The organism is Vibrio sp. SALL6 (assembly GCF_002002385.1).
GTDB lineage: Bacteria > Pseudomonadota > Gammaproteobacteria > Enterobacterales > Vibrionaceae > Vibrio > Vibrio parahaemolyticus.
In genome coordinates this window covers 18,619-33,475 of record NZ_MQVK01000034.1, presented here as the reverse complement: position 1 = coordinate 33,475, position 14,857 = coordinate 18,619, and the positions used below count along the sequence as shown (strand labels likewise).

Below are 14,857 nucleotides of genomic sequence, written 5' to 3'. Positions count from 1 at the left end.
CAAAGCGGATGTTGACAACCAACAATTCCATTGATGAATGGCAGGGTGGTTATTCATCATGTTAAGCGTAGGTTAAGCAATCTGCTTTATAAAGCTGAGGGCGAGTTATTGGTCTGCACTAATAAAGATAAATGCAAATAGTTTTTTATGTGGCTCAATCAATCGTATTGGCGAGCTGAAATCGCAAGATGAACGACATACCGGAACCTGGATTGCGTTGTGCTGTGACTTGCCCATTCATGTCTCGCATGTTGTTCGCGGTGATTGACAGTCCTAAACCCAAGCCCTCGCCGATTTTTTTGCTGGTTTGAAATGGCTCGAAAATGGTGTCGAGTTGTTCTAGTGCCACGCCACAACCGTTGTCACTGACCACCACTTCAACGTGGTTGTTAGTTGGTGTTACAACGATTGAAAGTTGGGGATTGTCCCTAGATTGCATTGCATCAAGCGCATTGGATATCAGGTTGCCAAGCACTTGTTGTAAGCGTTGTTCTTCCCCCTGAATTTGCGACAGATCGCTAGGTATTCGAACGCGAACATCCACATTCGCCAGCTGAGATTGATAGACACGCAGCGTCTCTTCCAACGCGCTGGTTAACGCTAGTGCTTGTAGCTTTTCAGGTTTGTTGTACGCGAACGTTTTGAGCTGGCTCGTCATGCTTGCCATGCGGTCAATCAGCTTTTGCACGAGCACATTATTGGCCTTCATCATGGCGGTTTCGCCGCGTTCTGCCAATAACTCGTTGGTGGTGAGAAGGGTGCGCAATCCGGTAAGAGGTTGATTCAACTCGTGGGTAATCGCGCTCGACATGCGGCCCAACGCCGCCATTTTGCTCGATTCAATCAATTGCTCCTGAGCTTGACGTAGCGCTTGCGTGCGCTCTTCTACCCGCTGCGCTAGCTCTTGGTTGACGAGTTGTAGCGATTGTTCAGCCTTTTTGCGTTTACTGATATCGATGAGGGTGGCAAGAAAATACAGCTCTCCGTGCCAAGGAAAGGTCGTTAATGAGAACAGCACCGGGAAAACGCTCCCATCACTTCGCCTTGCCATCGTTTCAACGGCACTGATTTCTGCCAGCTCCTTATGTTTTGGTAGATCTCTGAGCAGTGTGAGCGTGGTTGAGTTGGGATTACCTGCATCAAACAACTCCCAAGCAAAAGTTTGACGATTGACGTTTTCTGGCAAACAAAACAGCCGCTTAGCCATTGGATTGAGATCGAATAGCTGTCCTTGCTCATTGATCAACAGCAACCCAACGTGAGTTTTGTTGATCATCTGCTTAAGTCGCCTTTGGGATTCCTCCAGTAGAGCCTGAATACGCTGCTGGTTCTGGTTTTTCTGGTGCCGTTGCAAACCGATAATGACCAACAAAATGATCAATAACAGCAACGCAGCGACACTCCAACCAATGACATTAATGGCTTGTTGAACTGGCTTGGTCGGGATGAGATAACTGACATACCAATTGAGGTCATCTAATTTAACGGTATGGGCAAAATAGCGTTGTTGATCCAGCGTCCAAAAATGGATCACGGTGTTGTCGTAGAGCTTTTGTGTTTCCTCATTTACTGCATGGTTTGGCTCATTGAACCAGTCTGCGTTGTAAGTGGTGCTGCTCGACAGGAAGAAACGCTGATGGCGGTTTTGCAGTGTAATAATGTCTTGGCTGGTGATGGTTTGTTCCGTCAGAAGGCTCAAGTTAATTTGTACGACGACAATACCCGCGATGTTTAGGCCATCAAAAATCGGTGCCGATAAATAATACAGAGGGCTCGAGCCTTTGGTTTTATTTACCAGAGAGACGCCTTCACCTTGGCGATGAATTTGTTCAACAATGGCACGTCGATCTGAACGGCTAAATCGTTCATCGATGAGGCTGGAAACCAACACTTCACCAGAGGTGGAGAGGATCAACCAACCTTCGGTATTCGCTGCTTTGTCGAGTTGGGTTAACTGGGCTTGCAGTGGTTCATAGTAAGTCAAATTGCCTTTCACAAACGCAATAGTTTCGGGGTTGTTGGTGACCAAATAAGGCAGGTGATAAAAGCGTTTCAGTGCTCGGCGGACTTCGCCGATGTAATCCAGTAGTTTTTGTTGCGCTTCGGTTTGCGTTTGTGCGCTGAGCAATTGGTGGGCGATTTCACGACTAGCACTGTAAGAAAATAGCACCATCGCGCTTGCAAAAATCACAAGCAACCACGTTTTCCCTTTTCCGCTGAGCGTCATACCGACTCCATCCAAGTACTCGTTTTCTTAAGATAAGTTATTGATTTTCAGTTCTGCTTCGTCCTGATTGATGACCCAATCCACATGCAGGTTTGCCGATTTAGATTTTTCCTGTGCGGTTCACAGTGATTACTTATCCAGATTGAGACAGAGTGCGCCTAACTGATTGGATGTTAAAGAGTTGTAATTAAGAAGTGAGATCTAGCTCCTTTTCTCCCTCGTGGTTTTTGCTACCGTTACGAAAGACGTTTTAAACAGGCAGTAATTCATGGCTTTTGAAAGCACCCCCAACATCGCACTTATTGAAGATGATGACATTGTTCGTCAGGCAACCAGCCAATGGCTGCAACTGGCCGGATTTAACGTTGAGGCATTCAGTACCGGTGACGCTGGAAAGGCGGCGATACTAAGTCAAGAGTTTGATGCTGTTGTCAGTGATGTTCGCTTGCCTGATAGCGATGGCCTCTCGATTTTAGAAAGCCTTATTGACCATCATATCCAAACGCCCGTTATCCTGATCACCGGACATGGGGATGTGGATATGGCGGTGAGTGCGTTGCAAAAGGGCGCATTTGATTTTATTGAGAAACCATTTCAGCCAGAGCGACTCTCGCAACGTGTGACTGAAGCGGTCGAGACTTATCGAGCGCAGACGTCAACGCAAGATCGTCAAGAATATCTCGCGAGCGTAAGTGGGCTCGAGGAAGTACTGATTGGTCGAAGCCGAGTCATGCAGCAATTGCGTGAACAAGTTGCAAAGCTAGCGCGTATTGATACCAACGTCATTATTTATGGTGAAACTGGCTGTGGTAAAGAGCTGGTGGCTACCAGCTTGCATAAAGAAAGCCAACGAAAATTACATCGTTTCGTACCGATAAACTGTGGCGCGATTCCCGAAAATCTGTTCGAAAGTGAGCTGTTTGGTCACGAGCCCGGCGCTTTTACCGGAGCAAGTAAACGACGGATTGGCAAACTCGAATACGCCGATAAAGGCACATTGTTTTTCGATGAAATTGAGAGTATGCCGCTTTCAATGCAAGTGAAAGTGCTGCGCTCATTGCAAGAACATACTGTCGAGCGAGTTGGTGGTAACCAGCAGATCAATGTGGATTTGCGAGTGATCGCTGCCGCGAAAGAAGATCTCAACGATCATGAAGAGTTCCGCGAAGATTTGTATTACCGACTTAATGTTGCACAGATCTACTTACCGCCGCTTAGGGAGCGAGAAGAAGACGCGTTGATTCTGTTTGAGCACTTTGCGTTGCAAACAAATCCAGACAGTCGACCGTTGAGTGATGCCGACAGAAATGCCGTGCTTTCTTACGCTTGGCCAGGAAATGTGCGCGAATTACGTAACGTCGCAATGCGTTTCGCGCTGGATGATACGGTTTCTGTGATGGAAATTCTTTCTAGCCGCCCGTCGTCAACCACGGAAGAGACTCAAGCGGGTGTGCCACTGATGATTCAGTTGCACAACTTTGAGCGCAAAGTGTTGCATGATTCATTAGTGAGGCACCAAGGACGGATTAATGAAGTGATGCAAGAGCTCGATTTACCACGCCGCACCCTAAATCAGAAAATGCAAAAATTTGGTCTGAATCGCTCCGATTACACCGATTCGTGAATGGAATAATAGGAGCGATGTCGTTTTACCTTTCCGTTATGCGCTTTTGGTCGGTGTTTGGATGAACTTACCACCCACCTCGCTTTCATCTTGGAATGTCGTGACTTGATTTCGCCCGGTGTGCTTCGAACAATACAGTGCTTCGTCGGCTCGGGTGAGTGCGTCTTGCAAGCGGTCATTGGGCATTAACTCGCTGATGCCGAAGCTCATCGTGACTTGGTTTTTAAAAGCAAGCAGCGACGTTTCACGTTCAATGCTGCGACGTACTAACTCGGAATAGGCTTTCGCGTTTTCGGCATTGGCAAGCAACACAATCATAAACTCGTCACCACCAAAGCGAACGGTACATGCTGACTCTGGTAACGTTTGTTTAAAAATAGTGGCGATGGTTGCCATGACTGAGTCGCCAGTGGTGTGCCCGTATTGGTCATTAATGGTTTTAAAATCGTCCACGTCAGTCATAACGATGCTGATAGGCGTATTTTTTTCGCGTGCTTGATTCACAAGGTTAGGCACAATGACTTCCATTGCACGTCGATTGTATAACCCAGTTAATGCATCCAAATGAGAAAGATCGTTGATGGATTTCACCAATCTTGCGTTGATCAACCACAACATACTGAAGCTCAAAGCAACAATGAGGCAGATACTAAATAGAAACGTCAGCTGGTGGATGATACCTGCATTCATAAAACTGGTGACTTCTGGTGCCCAAATGCTCCAAACGGTTCTGCCCGCCATAAAAGCACTAAACCCAAAGAAGGCGTACGCCATCACTTGAACGGGCAGTTTTAGATCGTCTCTTTTTCCCTTGATCATCGCAACACCACTGCAGAAGGTGACTAAGCTCAAGTAGATACTAAGAAAAATGATTCGGATACGAATAGATGGCGAATAAAAGGTGAAGTAATAAAAAAGGCCACTGAATACCGGTACCAGAAACGTGAGTACATGAGCGCACTTGAGGGGGAATTTACGAAAAATGCTGACGCCATATAACGTGAGCAAAAAGCCGATGATAATGATGGTATTGGAAAGAATGATCGTCAGCCAATCTGGGGCTGAGTCACGAAATCCCAATAAAAAAGGGCCTAAGCCAATAAACAGCAGAGAAATGGCGAACGTTTTTAATCCTTTAATTTTGCTCTGAGTATATTGATAGCAAAGCAGGCTAATAGCATAGATACAAGAAAACAAAATGATAATAAAGTTGAGGGTTCTTATATCTAAATAGTGACTCTCCATATGTGCTCCACAGCGAACCATTATTCGGGCAACTCCTTTGCCCGTCATCAATAAACGTCCAGTATGTTAGCGTAATTATAGAATGATGTCTTAAGTTAAGCGGCTATTCGTTGACCAGCTCGAATTCTTTGATTTCTTCTGCTTTTTTAGTGAACAAAAGTCCGATCATTGCCATGATGACACTAGGTACAATCCAGCTCGCGAACTCATTGTACAAAGGCATGTTGTGGCTCATCCATTGGTCTACGGATTCTGGCATGTAGCCCAAAATGTGCAGAGCATCGACACAACCAAATGCTAGTGCGGTGAACGCGGTAAGCACCAACATGAACTGAGACATTTTGTTGCGAACGGGTGCCATCATCATCAAAGCAATCGCCACAGGATGAAGTGCCACAACCGCAGGTAAAGTGATTGCCAATAGCTGCTCTAAACCGATGTTGGCGATAAAGCCTGACAGTACCATGGTGATGACGACACAGCTTTTGTAGTTCACTTCGCTAAAGGTGTTGTCATAGAACTCGCTGCCTGCGGTTGTTACGCCAATCGCTGTGGTTAAACAGGCCAATACCATGACTGCACCCAACAACACCGAGCCAAACGCACCAAAGTGGTTGAAGGTGAACGCCGTTAAAATATCGCCACCATTGCTAAATTCTGAACCTAAGTAAGAGCTAGTGGAACCGATGTAAGACAACGAAATGTAAACAAACGCCATCGCGACAGCGTACATTAAGGCTGCAATTAGAGTGTATTTCGCCGTTGCTTTCGGGCAGTCCACTCCCATGCTGCGAATGGCACGGAAAATGATCCAACCAAAGCCAATTGAGCCTAACGCATCCATCGTCATGTACCCTTGCGTCAAACCTTCTGCAAACGCACCACTCACGTATGGGCCACTGGCTTGTGTCAACTCACCTGCTGGGTAAATCAAGGCAGTGACAGACATGATGATCAAAATCGCCATTAACGCCGGTGTTAGGATTTTGCCTAAGTTATCAACCAACTTTCCTGGGTAAAGCGCAAACCAAATGGTTGCTACACAAAAGGCAATCGTAAACGGCACTAATGCCGCCTCACCAAAGATTGGGGCGAAGCTAAATTGATAGGCGACGGTAATGGCTCGCGGAATCACAAATGCTGGCCCGATGACGATGAAGACCATCACCCAAAAACTGGTTGCTAGCGGTTTTGGTAGCGCAGCGGTTAGCTTGTCTGAGCCATTAACTATCGCCACCATTACCAGTGCTAAAGCAGGTAGACCCACGCCAGTTAAAAGGAATCCAGACATTCCACTCAAAAAGTTTTCACCTGCTTGGTAACCCAAAAATGGAGGGAAGATAAGGTTACCGGCGCCCAAATACATGGCGAAAGTCATAAAGCCTAAGGCGGCGATATTGCGTGCGCTTAACATTGTTATTCCTCTTACACGTTTCGCTTGGAAGAAACTGAAGGAATGGGAGAGAGTATGTGGTTGTTCCCGTCAGCTTCTTCTCAAGCTGACAGAAATTTTAGATGTAGCCTGTCAGCTCTGAATCAGTTCCAGAGAGAGCAGGAGGATCGCTGCAGCAACGCCGGACGGGCGTTTTAATGCGAATTGTGATTGCGCAGTTGCTGACATGAGAGATCCTTAATGACGAAAAAATACCAAGGAATACGTTTGCCTTGGTGTTCATTTACCCTAACGAACTTAAGGGGATCGGCACAACCCCAAAGGAGAAAATAAGTCGATATGGTTAATCTTTATCTTTAAGTTAGTGGTTTAAACTGGAATTTGAATCTTAAAATGGAATAAATAACTTTTCAGTCCGTTAACATGCCCGTGTTTGTTGGAATTTCGTTCATCATTTGGAGTTTTTATCTAAGCTGTATTGCTCAATAAGTGAACGCTAATTTATGGTGGTGCTCGACTTGATATGAACTAGATACGTTTTTAGACCTATTTCGCTAAGAGATGTTGCGTTGGGACACTCCGCGACAGAGTTGAAGGCTTGTTTGTTATCGGCAAAAACTTGCTCATGGCTAAAAAGGGCAAATCTTTTGTATCGATCACAATTCATTAACGTTTTGCGAGGTTGTACCGCTTAGTCTCATTCTATTGTCGGCAATATCTTGCTTATTGGTCTACGGGCAAATGAGCGAGTTTTTGCTCATTTTGGGCTGGGAGATTATATTTATTAAATAAAAACAATGAGTTGAAAATTGGCATTTAAGTTGCTCTTAGCGTTTTGTTGTTAATAAAGATTTAACATGATGTAAATCCATAATCGTGAAACGACTACACGGAGAGTAATAATGAAAATGAATAAGCTCGTAAAAGCACTGGCTATTGCTGTGACATCTTTTGGTATCGCGACAAATGCAGCAGCGGAAGAGCGCAGCTACATCCTTGCAACCGCTTCTACTGGTGGCACTTACTACCCAGTTGGGGTAGCTTTGGCGACATTAAGTAAAGTGAAACTCGCACCAAAGCACCACTTCTCCCTTTCTGCTATCAGCTCTGCTGGCTCTGGTGAAAACGTCAAACTACTGAATGAAAACGAAGCACAATTTGCGATTTTGCAAGGTTTGTACGGTGCGTGGGCTTGGTCGGGGGAAGGTCCTTACGAGAAAAGCGGTCGCCAAGAAAAGCTGCGTTCAGTCTCAATGCTATGGCAAAACGTTGAACACTTCATTGTTCGTAGCGACTTAGCAAAAACCGGTACGGTTAGTGATCTGAAAAACCTCGAAGGGAAAAAGTTCTCTATCGGTAAAAAGAACTCCGGTACTGAGAACTCAGGCCGTCAGATCATGAAAGGCCTGAGTGTTGACCCAGATAAGTTCAACCTTGCCTTTATGGGGTATGGCGGCAGTGCAAGTGCGCTACAAAATGGCACCATCGATGGTATGAATACGCCAGCTGGTGTTCCTGTTGGGGCGGTGACGCAAGCATTTGCGGCGCTAGGCAAAGATATCTCGATTCTTTCGTTCACTGACGAGCAAATCAAGCAAGCCAACGGTAACTACAAGTTGTGGACCAAGTACGACATTCCTGCCAACACTTACCCAGGTTTAGATAAACCAATCACGACGATTGCTCAGCCCAACTTCCTTGCGGTTCGAGACGATATCTCGGAAGAGGACGTTTACCAACTGACCAAAGCCATTTACGAGAACCTTCCGTTCCTACAAGGCATCCACAAAGCAACCAAAGCGATGGCGATCGAAAAAGCGATTTCGGGACTTCCTTTACCGCTGCATCCGGGTGCGATTCGTTACTACAAAGAAATGGGAATCGAAATCCCATCTGAACTGATGGCGCAATAACGCCAACTTCGCCCCGAGTGCATCTCGGGGCCTTTATTTTGTTTTGAACATTGAAAAAGCCGTTAGAGCTTGGAGTAGGATATGAGCGACTCTATGGAAAAGGAATTGCAGAAATTTGAGCTGCCCACGCGCACTGATTTCCCGTGGGTAACCACCACCATCACGGTGTTCGGCGTGGTACTTTCTGCATTGCATATTTGGTTTAACACCTTATCGACGTTACCGGAACTCTGGATATCCGCGACGCACTTTGCTGGCTTTGCGGTAATTTGTGCACTTTGGTATCCGGCTCATATCTCTTTGAAGCAGAGCAAAATGGCTCTAGCGGTCGATGTGCTCATCGCAGCAGGGGCTATCGCCTGTTTGCTTTACATTCCTTATGCCGAAGATGCGTTGTATGAACGTGGTGTTAAGTTTGTCACTAGCGATTGGGTCTTTGCCATTATGGCGATATTGATCGTCATCGAACTGATTCGCCGCACCATGGGGTGGTTTATTCCTGTGCTGATTGTAATCTGTTTGAGCTACGTTGTTTTGTGGGGAAAATGGGCGACGGGTATTTTTCATTTTCCGGGGTTGAGCATGGAAACGCTGCTTTATCGCAGTTTCTACTCTTCTGAAGGCATGTTCGGTTCTATTTCTCGCATCAGTTGGACATTCGTTTTTATGTTCATCCTCTTTGGTGCGTTTTTAGTACGCTCTGGCGTTGGGGATTACATCATCAATGTCGCTCGTGCAGCCGCAGGAAAAATCATCGGAGGGCCGGGTTTCATTGCCGTGCTTGGCTCGGGTTTAATGGGCTCTGTGTCGGGATCTAGCGTGGCGAATACCGTGTCGACAGGGGTGATCAGTATTCCGTTGATGCAAAAAGCAGGTTTCCCTTCGCGCTTTGCTGCAGGGGTTGAGGCTGCGGCTTCTACTGGTGGTCAGTTGATGCCTCCGGTGATGGGCGCGGGCGCGTTCATTATGGCGTCTTATACTCAAATTCCTTACGTGGATATCATTGCTGTATCGTTTGTACCTGCGTTGATTTATTTCTTGTCGGTCGCGTTTTTTGTGCGTATCGAAGCGAAGCGTAGCGGCGTGCAGAAAATTACAACCAGTGACGAATCGCTTATCAAAGTTCTGGTGAGTGGTTGGCACAACCTCATTCCTTTGGTGGTTCTGGTGACGTTGCTCGTGAAAGGTTTTACACCCACTTATGCGGCAGGCCTTTCCATCATTTCTGTTGTTGTCTCTTCGTGGTTTTCGAAAGATCACAAAATGGGACCAAAAGCGATCATCGAGGCTATGTCTCAAGGCGCGAAGAACATGGCAACCACCGCCGTCTTGCTGGTGGGTATTGGTTTAGTGATCAACGTAATCAGTACCACAGGCATCGGCAATACTTTCTCTTTGATGATCAATGGTTGGGCGAATGGTGATTTGTTCATCATGCTCGTGTTGATTGCTTTGGCATCGTTGGTTTTAGGTATGGGCTTACCTGTGACAGCGGCGTATATTGTTCTGGGCACTTTGTCTGCCCCTGCCTTGTATAAGTTGATTGCCGAGAACCAACTTTTAGAGTTGATGGTTTCAGGGCAGTTGCCTGAGCAAGCGAAAGCGATCTTCATGCTAGCGGCACCAGATAAGCTCGAACTTCTCAATGCGCCAATGGCGCTGGAAACGGCGAAAGAAATGCTGTCGCTGGTTCCTGCTGATTTTGTTGAAACGCTACTAGAGCAAAGTCTGGGTTTAGAGGCGGTTGGCTTGGCATTGTTGGCTGCGCATTTGATCATTTTCTGGCTTTCGCAAGACAGTAACGTTACGCCACCAGTGTGTTTAACCGCATTCGCAGCGGCGACCATTGCGAAAACGCCACCAATGCGAACAGGCTTAATGGCTTGGAAAATTGCGAAGGGGCTGTACTTGGTTCCATTGTTAATTGCTTATACCGGATTGGTCAGTTGGGATGTGACATCAGTAATTACGGTCGGCTTCTTTGCGATAGCGGGTACTTACGCGCTCATTGGAGCCATTGAAGGTTACTTAGAAGGACCATTGAATATATTGATGAGGCTGGTTCTGCTTACTATCGGTGTGCTTTTGGTTTGGCACGATATTCCAATCTTAATTCGTGTGGTGTGCTGCGCGGTATTCGTTGCCGTGTTTGTTTACAGTGGGCGCAAGTTCAAATTGCAACAGTCTCAACTTTCGGTTTTATAAGAGGTCGTATGAAATCAGTCTATGACTACATTGTTGTGGGTGGTGGTATCGTTGGCGTGTCCACGGCTTGGCAGCTCCAACAACGCCATCCAGAGTGTTCTATTTTATTGGTTGAGAAAGAGTCTGGTTTTGCTAAGCATCAAACCGGGCATAACAGCGGCGTTATCCACGCGGGTGTGTATTATGCGCCGGGCAGTTTAAAAGCCGACTTTTGTAAACGCGGCGTAGAAAAAACGCTCTCGTTTTGCTCTCAGCACAATATTCCGGTCGAAAACTGCGGCAAGTTGTTGGTTGCAACTAACGAGCAAGAAGTCGAACGAATGAACGCCCTTTATGAACGCTGCCACGTCAACGGGATTGATGTGGAATTGCTTGATGAAGCGCAGCTCAAGTTGGCGGAGCCGAATATCACAGGGTTGGGCGCGATTTACGTGAAAACCACCAGTATTGTTGATTACCGCTTGGTAACAGAGCATATGGCACAGGAGTTCCAAAGTTTAGGTGGTCATATTAGCTTGAGAACCAAGGTGGTTGCCGCCGATGAGAAAGATGAAGAAGTACAACTGACTTGCGTTTCCGATGGACAATCTATGCAGCTGAACTGCAAGTTTCTAGTCACTTGCAGTGGATTGATGGCCGATCGGATGACAAAAATGATGGGCATTCCGACCGATTTTCAAATCGTGCCTTATCGCGGTGAATACTACCGATTAGACAGTAAGCATAACCAAGTGGTGAATCACTTAATCTACCCAATTCCAGATCCAGATTTGCCATTTTTGGGGGTGCATTTGACTCGTATGATTGATGGTTCTGTGACGGTTGGTCCAAATGCCGTTCAGGGTTGGAAGCGAGAAGGGTATGGAAAAGTGAACTTTAACCTGCAAGATACACTGCAAATGCTGAGTTTTTCTGGCTTTTGGAAAGTCACACAAAAGCACTTAAAAACGGGCTTGGAAGAGTTTAAAAACTCGTGGTGGAAGCCTGGGTATTTGAAACTGGTCAATAAATATTGTCCGAGTATTCGTGTTGAGGATCTTCAACCTTACCCTGCAGGGATTCGCGCGCAAGCGGTGTTGTCGGACGGCACTCTAGTGCACGATTTCCTATTTGCAGAGAGCGCAAGAAGCCTTCATGTGTGTAATGCGCCTTCCCCAGCGGCCACATCTGCCATGCCTATCGGAGAGTACATTTGCGATAAGGTCGATGAGAAAGTGGTAGCTAAAGTCGTCTAGTCAGACATAAAGAGCCAGTTTTGAACACTGGCTCTTTCATTTCATCAGGTTTTTGTTGGTGGCATTCTACTTCGGGCAAAGTTCGCCTTTTTTGGCGTGTCTTTCGATCATGTAATCGCCTCTTGCACTGCGTAAGACCATTGCGTTCCACACTTCACCGTCTTGAAGCTCGAACTCAAACGCATAGTGAGTACCCGCTACCACTTGAGTGCGTACTTCGTTGATGTTTTTTAATTTATCTTCGGCGTTCATCTGGTACAAAACCATACTCAACGAGCGCTGCGCTTCTGGAGTAACTTGAGAAACTTGCCATCCAACGGGTTGACTCTTTTCTGCCGAACAAATTGCCTGCATTTTCTTTTTCATCGCGGGTGAAACTTGCTTGTCCACGGCGTAGACATTGTTGGTGATCGTGAGGATTGCAAGAGTGGCTGCGGCTCCCCAATATTTCCTAACACTCATAAAGACACTCCGTTATTTGTCCTTGATTGAGTATAAGCACGGCTGTGTTGCTTTACATAATGAGAAGAAGTTGGAACGGAAAGTCGTACAAAATAGTGGTGAGCCTTTCGATACATAAATGAGCGCCGCTTCACTGAAATTTGTCCGAAAAGTGCACTATATTGAAAGAGTCAGAGACATGGGGTTTCTGGCTTTTCTTTTATCAGGAGGACGAAGACGATGAGAATTAAGGATATTCTCGATAGCCGTTTGGTGCTGTCGTTCTGGTACAACCTAGACTACTGCTTGTCTCTTCTTAGCAAAATATCTTCTCGTTAATTTCCTCAATGCTCTCGCATTGAAAAGCATCTGATCTATTTGTTTTCTATTCTTACGCTTTAGCGCGTAGGGTCATGCGTACAAGGAAATTAACAATGAAACGTATTCCAGAACCTTTCCGTATCAAAATGGTTGAGCCAATCAAAATGACCACGTTGGCTGACCGAGAAATCGCTCTCAAAGAAGCGGGTTACAACCCATTTTTATTGCGCAGTGATGACGTGTATATCGATTTGCTTACCGATTCCGGCACAGGTGCCATGAGCGATAACCAGTGGGCTGGCATTATGTTGGGGGATGAGTCTTACGCGGGTAGTCGTAACTACTACAACTTATGCAGCGCAGTGGAGCATTTCTTCGGCTACAAACTGACGGTGCCTGCGCACCAAGGCCGAGGAGCGGAGCAGATATTGTTCCCTGCTCTGATTGAACGTATGCGCCAAGTACGTGGCGGTGAAACGCCAGTGTTCATCTCGAACTATCACTTTGATACTACTGCGGGGCATATTGAGCTCAACGGCGGTAAGGCTATCAACGTTGTGACGGAAGAAGCGTTCGATACCACGACGCCTTACGATTGGAAAGGTAACTTCGACCTCAACAAACTGGTAGAAACGATTGAAGAGCATGGCTCGAAGAACATCTGTGCCATCATCACGACAGTGACGTGTAACAGCTCGGGTGGCCAACCGGTATCGATGGAAAACATGCGCAGCGTGTACGAAATTGCCACCAAATACGATATCCCAGTGGTGATTGACTCGGCTCGCTATTGTGAGAATGCTTATTTCATCAAACAGCGTGAAGAAGGCTACGCTGACAAATCGATTTTGGAAATCATTCGTGAAATGTATCAATACGGCGATATGCTCACGATGTCTGCCAAGAAAGATCCAATGGTGAACATTGGTGGCATGTGTTGTATTCGTGATCATCAAGAGTTGTTCCAAGCGGTGCAAACGCGCTGCGTTCCTATGGAAGGTTTTGTCACTTATGGCGGCATGGCTGGGCGCGATATGGAGGCTTTAGCCCGTGGCTTGTATGAGGGCGCGGATGAAGACTTCCTGCATTATCGAATCAGTCAGGTACAATACTTGGGCGAGCGTCTACGGGAGGGGGGAATTCCAATCCAATATCCAACTGGTGGCCATGCGGTGTTTGTTGATGCGGCGAAAATATTGCCGCACATTCCAGCCGATCAGTTCCCAGCACAAGCCCTGTGCAATGCGTTGTATCTGGAGGCTGGGATTCGAGCTGTTGAGATTGGCTCATTGTTGCTCGGACGTGACCCTGAAACGGGTGAACAGAAAGCCTCTGAGCTTGAATTAATGCGCTTAACGATTCCACGTCGAGTCTATACTAACGACCACATGGACTATATCGCGGATGCGTTGATCGAGTTGAAGAACCGAGCTCATGAATTGAAAGGTTTGATGTTCGAATATGAGCCTCCGGTTTTACGTCACTTTACGGCTCGCTTCCGTGAAATTGATTAACCTGAAGTAGGTTTGACACTTAGATAATTAGGTATCTAGGTACTTTAGTAAAGAGCAAAAGGCCGCGAGTGTCGCGGCCTTTTTTGATTTTGTCTGTTCAGTTCATTCCGAGCGGATATTACGCTAGCTCTAACGTGATGCGCACGAACTGTTCGTCTTGATATTGCACTTCATAATTGAATGTGCCACTGGCATAAATACTGCCAAGGAACAATGAGCGCTGACTCATTGGGCCACGGAAAAGCATCGAAATTGGTGCAATCATGGCGTTATTGTCGTCGAAATGTTGGTTTAAGTTATTTGATAACACACACAGCAAACAGCCATGCTGGTCATGCGATAAGTCGACATCTTCAGGACGAGAAAGCAGTACCGTGGTACCGAGTTTTTTCTCAATTTCGTTAATGAGTAGCAGGTAGCTATCTAAGTGAGGTTGCGGGTTACTTGGTTTATTCGCGTCAACGCAGCGTTCAAGTAAGGCTTCAAGGTTGCCATTTTCCCCTTTCGCCTGTTGAGTCAGAGACTTTAACGGCTTTTTAATCAGTTTGTAGCGATTGCTTTTCAGTTTGGGCTTTAGCCATTTTTGCAGCAGATCGTTACGCTCTGTTGTAGGGAGAGAGCGTGAAGACGCATGGATTTTGAAGTGCAGGTGCAATAAGGCGTGCACTGCAAGCTCGCTCAGAAGTTGGTTAGCATCTGCGGATTGTCTTGCCTGCTTAGAACTTTGCATTACACTCAA

General features: G+C 46.4%; 10 protein-coding genes. 5 read left to right on the top strand and 5 right to left on the bottom strand.

Going from position 1 to position 14,857, the window contains the following annotated elements; genetic code table 11:
- Positions 1-154: 154 nt before the first annotated feature.
- Entirely contained in the window at positions 155-2,227 is a 2,073-nt protein-coding gene (locus BIW15_RS20460) for a sensor histidine kinase (RefSeq protein ID WP_077281551.1), read from the bottom strand.
- A gap of 268 nt (positions 2,228-2,495) precedes the next feature.
- Here BIW15_RS20460 and BIW15_RS20455 point away from each other — a divergent pair, with 268 nt between their 5' ends.
- Positions 2,496-3,851 carry a sigma-54 dependent transcriptional regulator gene (locus BIW15_RS20455; RefSeq protein WP_025794499.1) on the top strand — a complete coding sequence of 452 codons (1,356 nt, stop codon included), beginning with the start codon at positions 2,496-2,498 and terminating at the stop codon, positions 3,849-3,851.
- Positions 3,852-3,887: 36 nt separating this feature from the next.
- Here BIW15_RS20455 and BIW15_RS20450 read toward each other — a convergent pair whose 3' ends face one another.
- Both BIW15_RS20450 and brnQ read right to left on the bottom strand, forming a co-directional pair.
- Positions 3,888-5,096, bottom strand: coding sequence for a GGDEF domain-containing protein (locus tag BIW15_RS20450; RefSeq protein ID WP_021821278.1), 1,209 nt, complete (start codon positions 5,094-5,096; stop codon positions 3,888-3,890).
- 103 nt (positions 5,097-5,199) lie between these two features.
- On the bottom strand, positions 5,200-6,510 hold the full coding sequence (gene brnQ, locus BIW15_RS20445; protein WP_077281549.1) for a branched-chain amino acid transport system II carrier protein: 1,311 nt from the start codon (positions 6,508-6,510) through the stop codon (positions 5,200-5,202).
- Between the two features lie 881 nt (positions 6,511-7,391).
- Here brnQ and BIW15_RS20440 point away from each other — a divergent pair.
- The 3 genes from BIW15_RS20440 (at position 7,392) to lhgO (ending at position 11,842) form a co-directional block, all read left to right on the top strand.
- Positions 7,392-8,402: a TAXI family TRAP transporter solute-binding subunit gene (locus tag BIW15_RS20440; RefSeq protein ID WP_005459299.1), complete on the top strand. Its 1,011-nt coding sequence runs from the start codon at positions 7,392-7,394 to the stop codon at positions 8,400-8,402.
- A gap of 81 nt (positions 8,403-8,483) precedes the next feature.
- Positions 8,484-10,607 (top strand): TRAP transporter permease, encoded by a 2,124-nt coding sequence (locus BIW15_RS20435; protein WP_077281548.1) that lies wholly within the window; start codon positions 8,484-8,486, stop codon positions 10,605-10,607.
- An 8-nt stretch (positions 10,608-10,615) separates the two neighbouring features.
- The gene (gene lhgO, locus BIW15_RS20430; protein ID WP_005459316.1) at positions 10,616-11,842 is read left to right on the top strand and encodes an L-2-hydroxyglutarate oxidase; all 1,227 of its coding nucleotides are present in this window, start codon (positions 10,616-10,618) and stop codon (positions 11,840-11,842) included.
- 66 nt (positions 11,843-11,908) lie between these two features.
- Here the strand turns inward: lhgO and BIW15_RS20425 are convergent, their stop codons facing one another.
- Complete coding sequence (locus tag BIW15_RS20425; RefSeq protein WP_077281547.1) at positions 11,909-12,304, bottom strand: cystatin domain-containing protein; 396 nt, start codon at positions 12,302-12,304, stop codon at positions 11,909-11,911.
- Between the two features lie 413 nt (positions 12,305-12,717).
- Here BIW15_RS20425 and BIW15_RS20420 point away from each other — a divergent pair, with 413 nt between their 5' ends.
- Positions 12,718-14,118, top strand: coding sequence for a tryptophanase (locus tag BIW15_RS20420; protein WP_005479941.1), 1,401 nt, complete (start codon positions 12,718-12,720; stop codon positions 14,116-14,118).
- A 118-nt stretch (positions 14,119-14,236) separates the two neighbouring features.
- Here the strand turns inward: BIW15_RS20420 and BIW15_RS20415 are convergent, their stop codons facing one another.
- Positions 14,237-14,848 (bottom strand): DUF2913 family protein, encoded by a 612-nt coding sequence (locus BIW15_RS20415; RefSeq protein WP_017448027.1) that lies wholly within the window; start codon positions 14,846-14,848, stop codon positions 14,237-14,239.
- Positions 14,849-14,857 lie beyond the last annotated feature (9 nt).

Bases quoted from the DNA above. Each gene is read 5' to 3' on its own strand.
- BIW15_RS20420 (WP_005479941.1), top strand. From the start codon at position 12,718: ATGAAACGTATTCCAGAACCTTTCCGTATCAAAATGGTTGAGCCAATC.
- BIW15_RS20425 (WP_077281547.1), bottom strand. From the start codon at position 12,304: ATGAGTGTTAGGAAATATTGGGGAGCCGCAGCCACTCTTGCAATCCTC.
- BIW15_RS20415 (WP_017448027.1), bottom strand. From the start codon at position 14,848: ATGCAAAGTTCTAAGCAGGCAAGACAATCCGCAGATGCTAACCAACTT.
- BIW15_RS20460 (WP_077281551.1), bottom strand. From the start codon at position 2,227: ATGACGCTCAGCGGAAAAGGGAAAACGTGGTTGCTTGTGATTTTTGCA.
- BIW15_RS20455 (WP_025794499.1), top strand. From the start codon at position 2,496: ATGGCTTTTGAAAGCACCCCCAACATCGCACTTATTGAAGATGATGAC.
- BIW15_RS20440 (WP_005459299.1), top strand. From the start codon at position 7,392: ATGAAAATGAATAAGCTCGTAAAAGCACTGGCTATTGCTGTGACATCT.
- BIW15_RS20435 (WP_077281548.1), top strand. From the start codon at position 8,484: ATGAGCGACTCTATGGAAAAGGAATTGCAGAAATTTGAGCTGCCCACG.
- BIW15_RS20450 (WP_021821278.1), bottom strand. From the start codon at position 5,096: ATGGAGAGTCACTATTTAGATATAAGAACCCTCAACTTTATTATCATT.
- brnQ (WP_077281549.1), bottom strand. From the start codon at position 6,510: ATGTTAAGCGCACGCAATATCGCCGCCTTAGGCTTTATGACTTTCGCC.
- lhgO (WP_005459316.1), top strand. From the start codon at position 10,616: ATGAAATCAGTCTATGACTACATTGTTGTGGGTGGTGGTATCGTTGGC.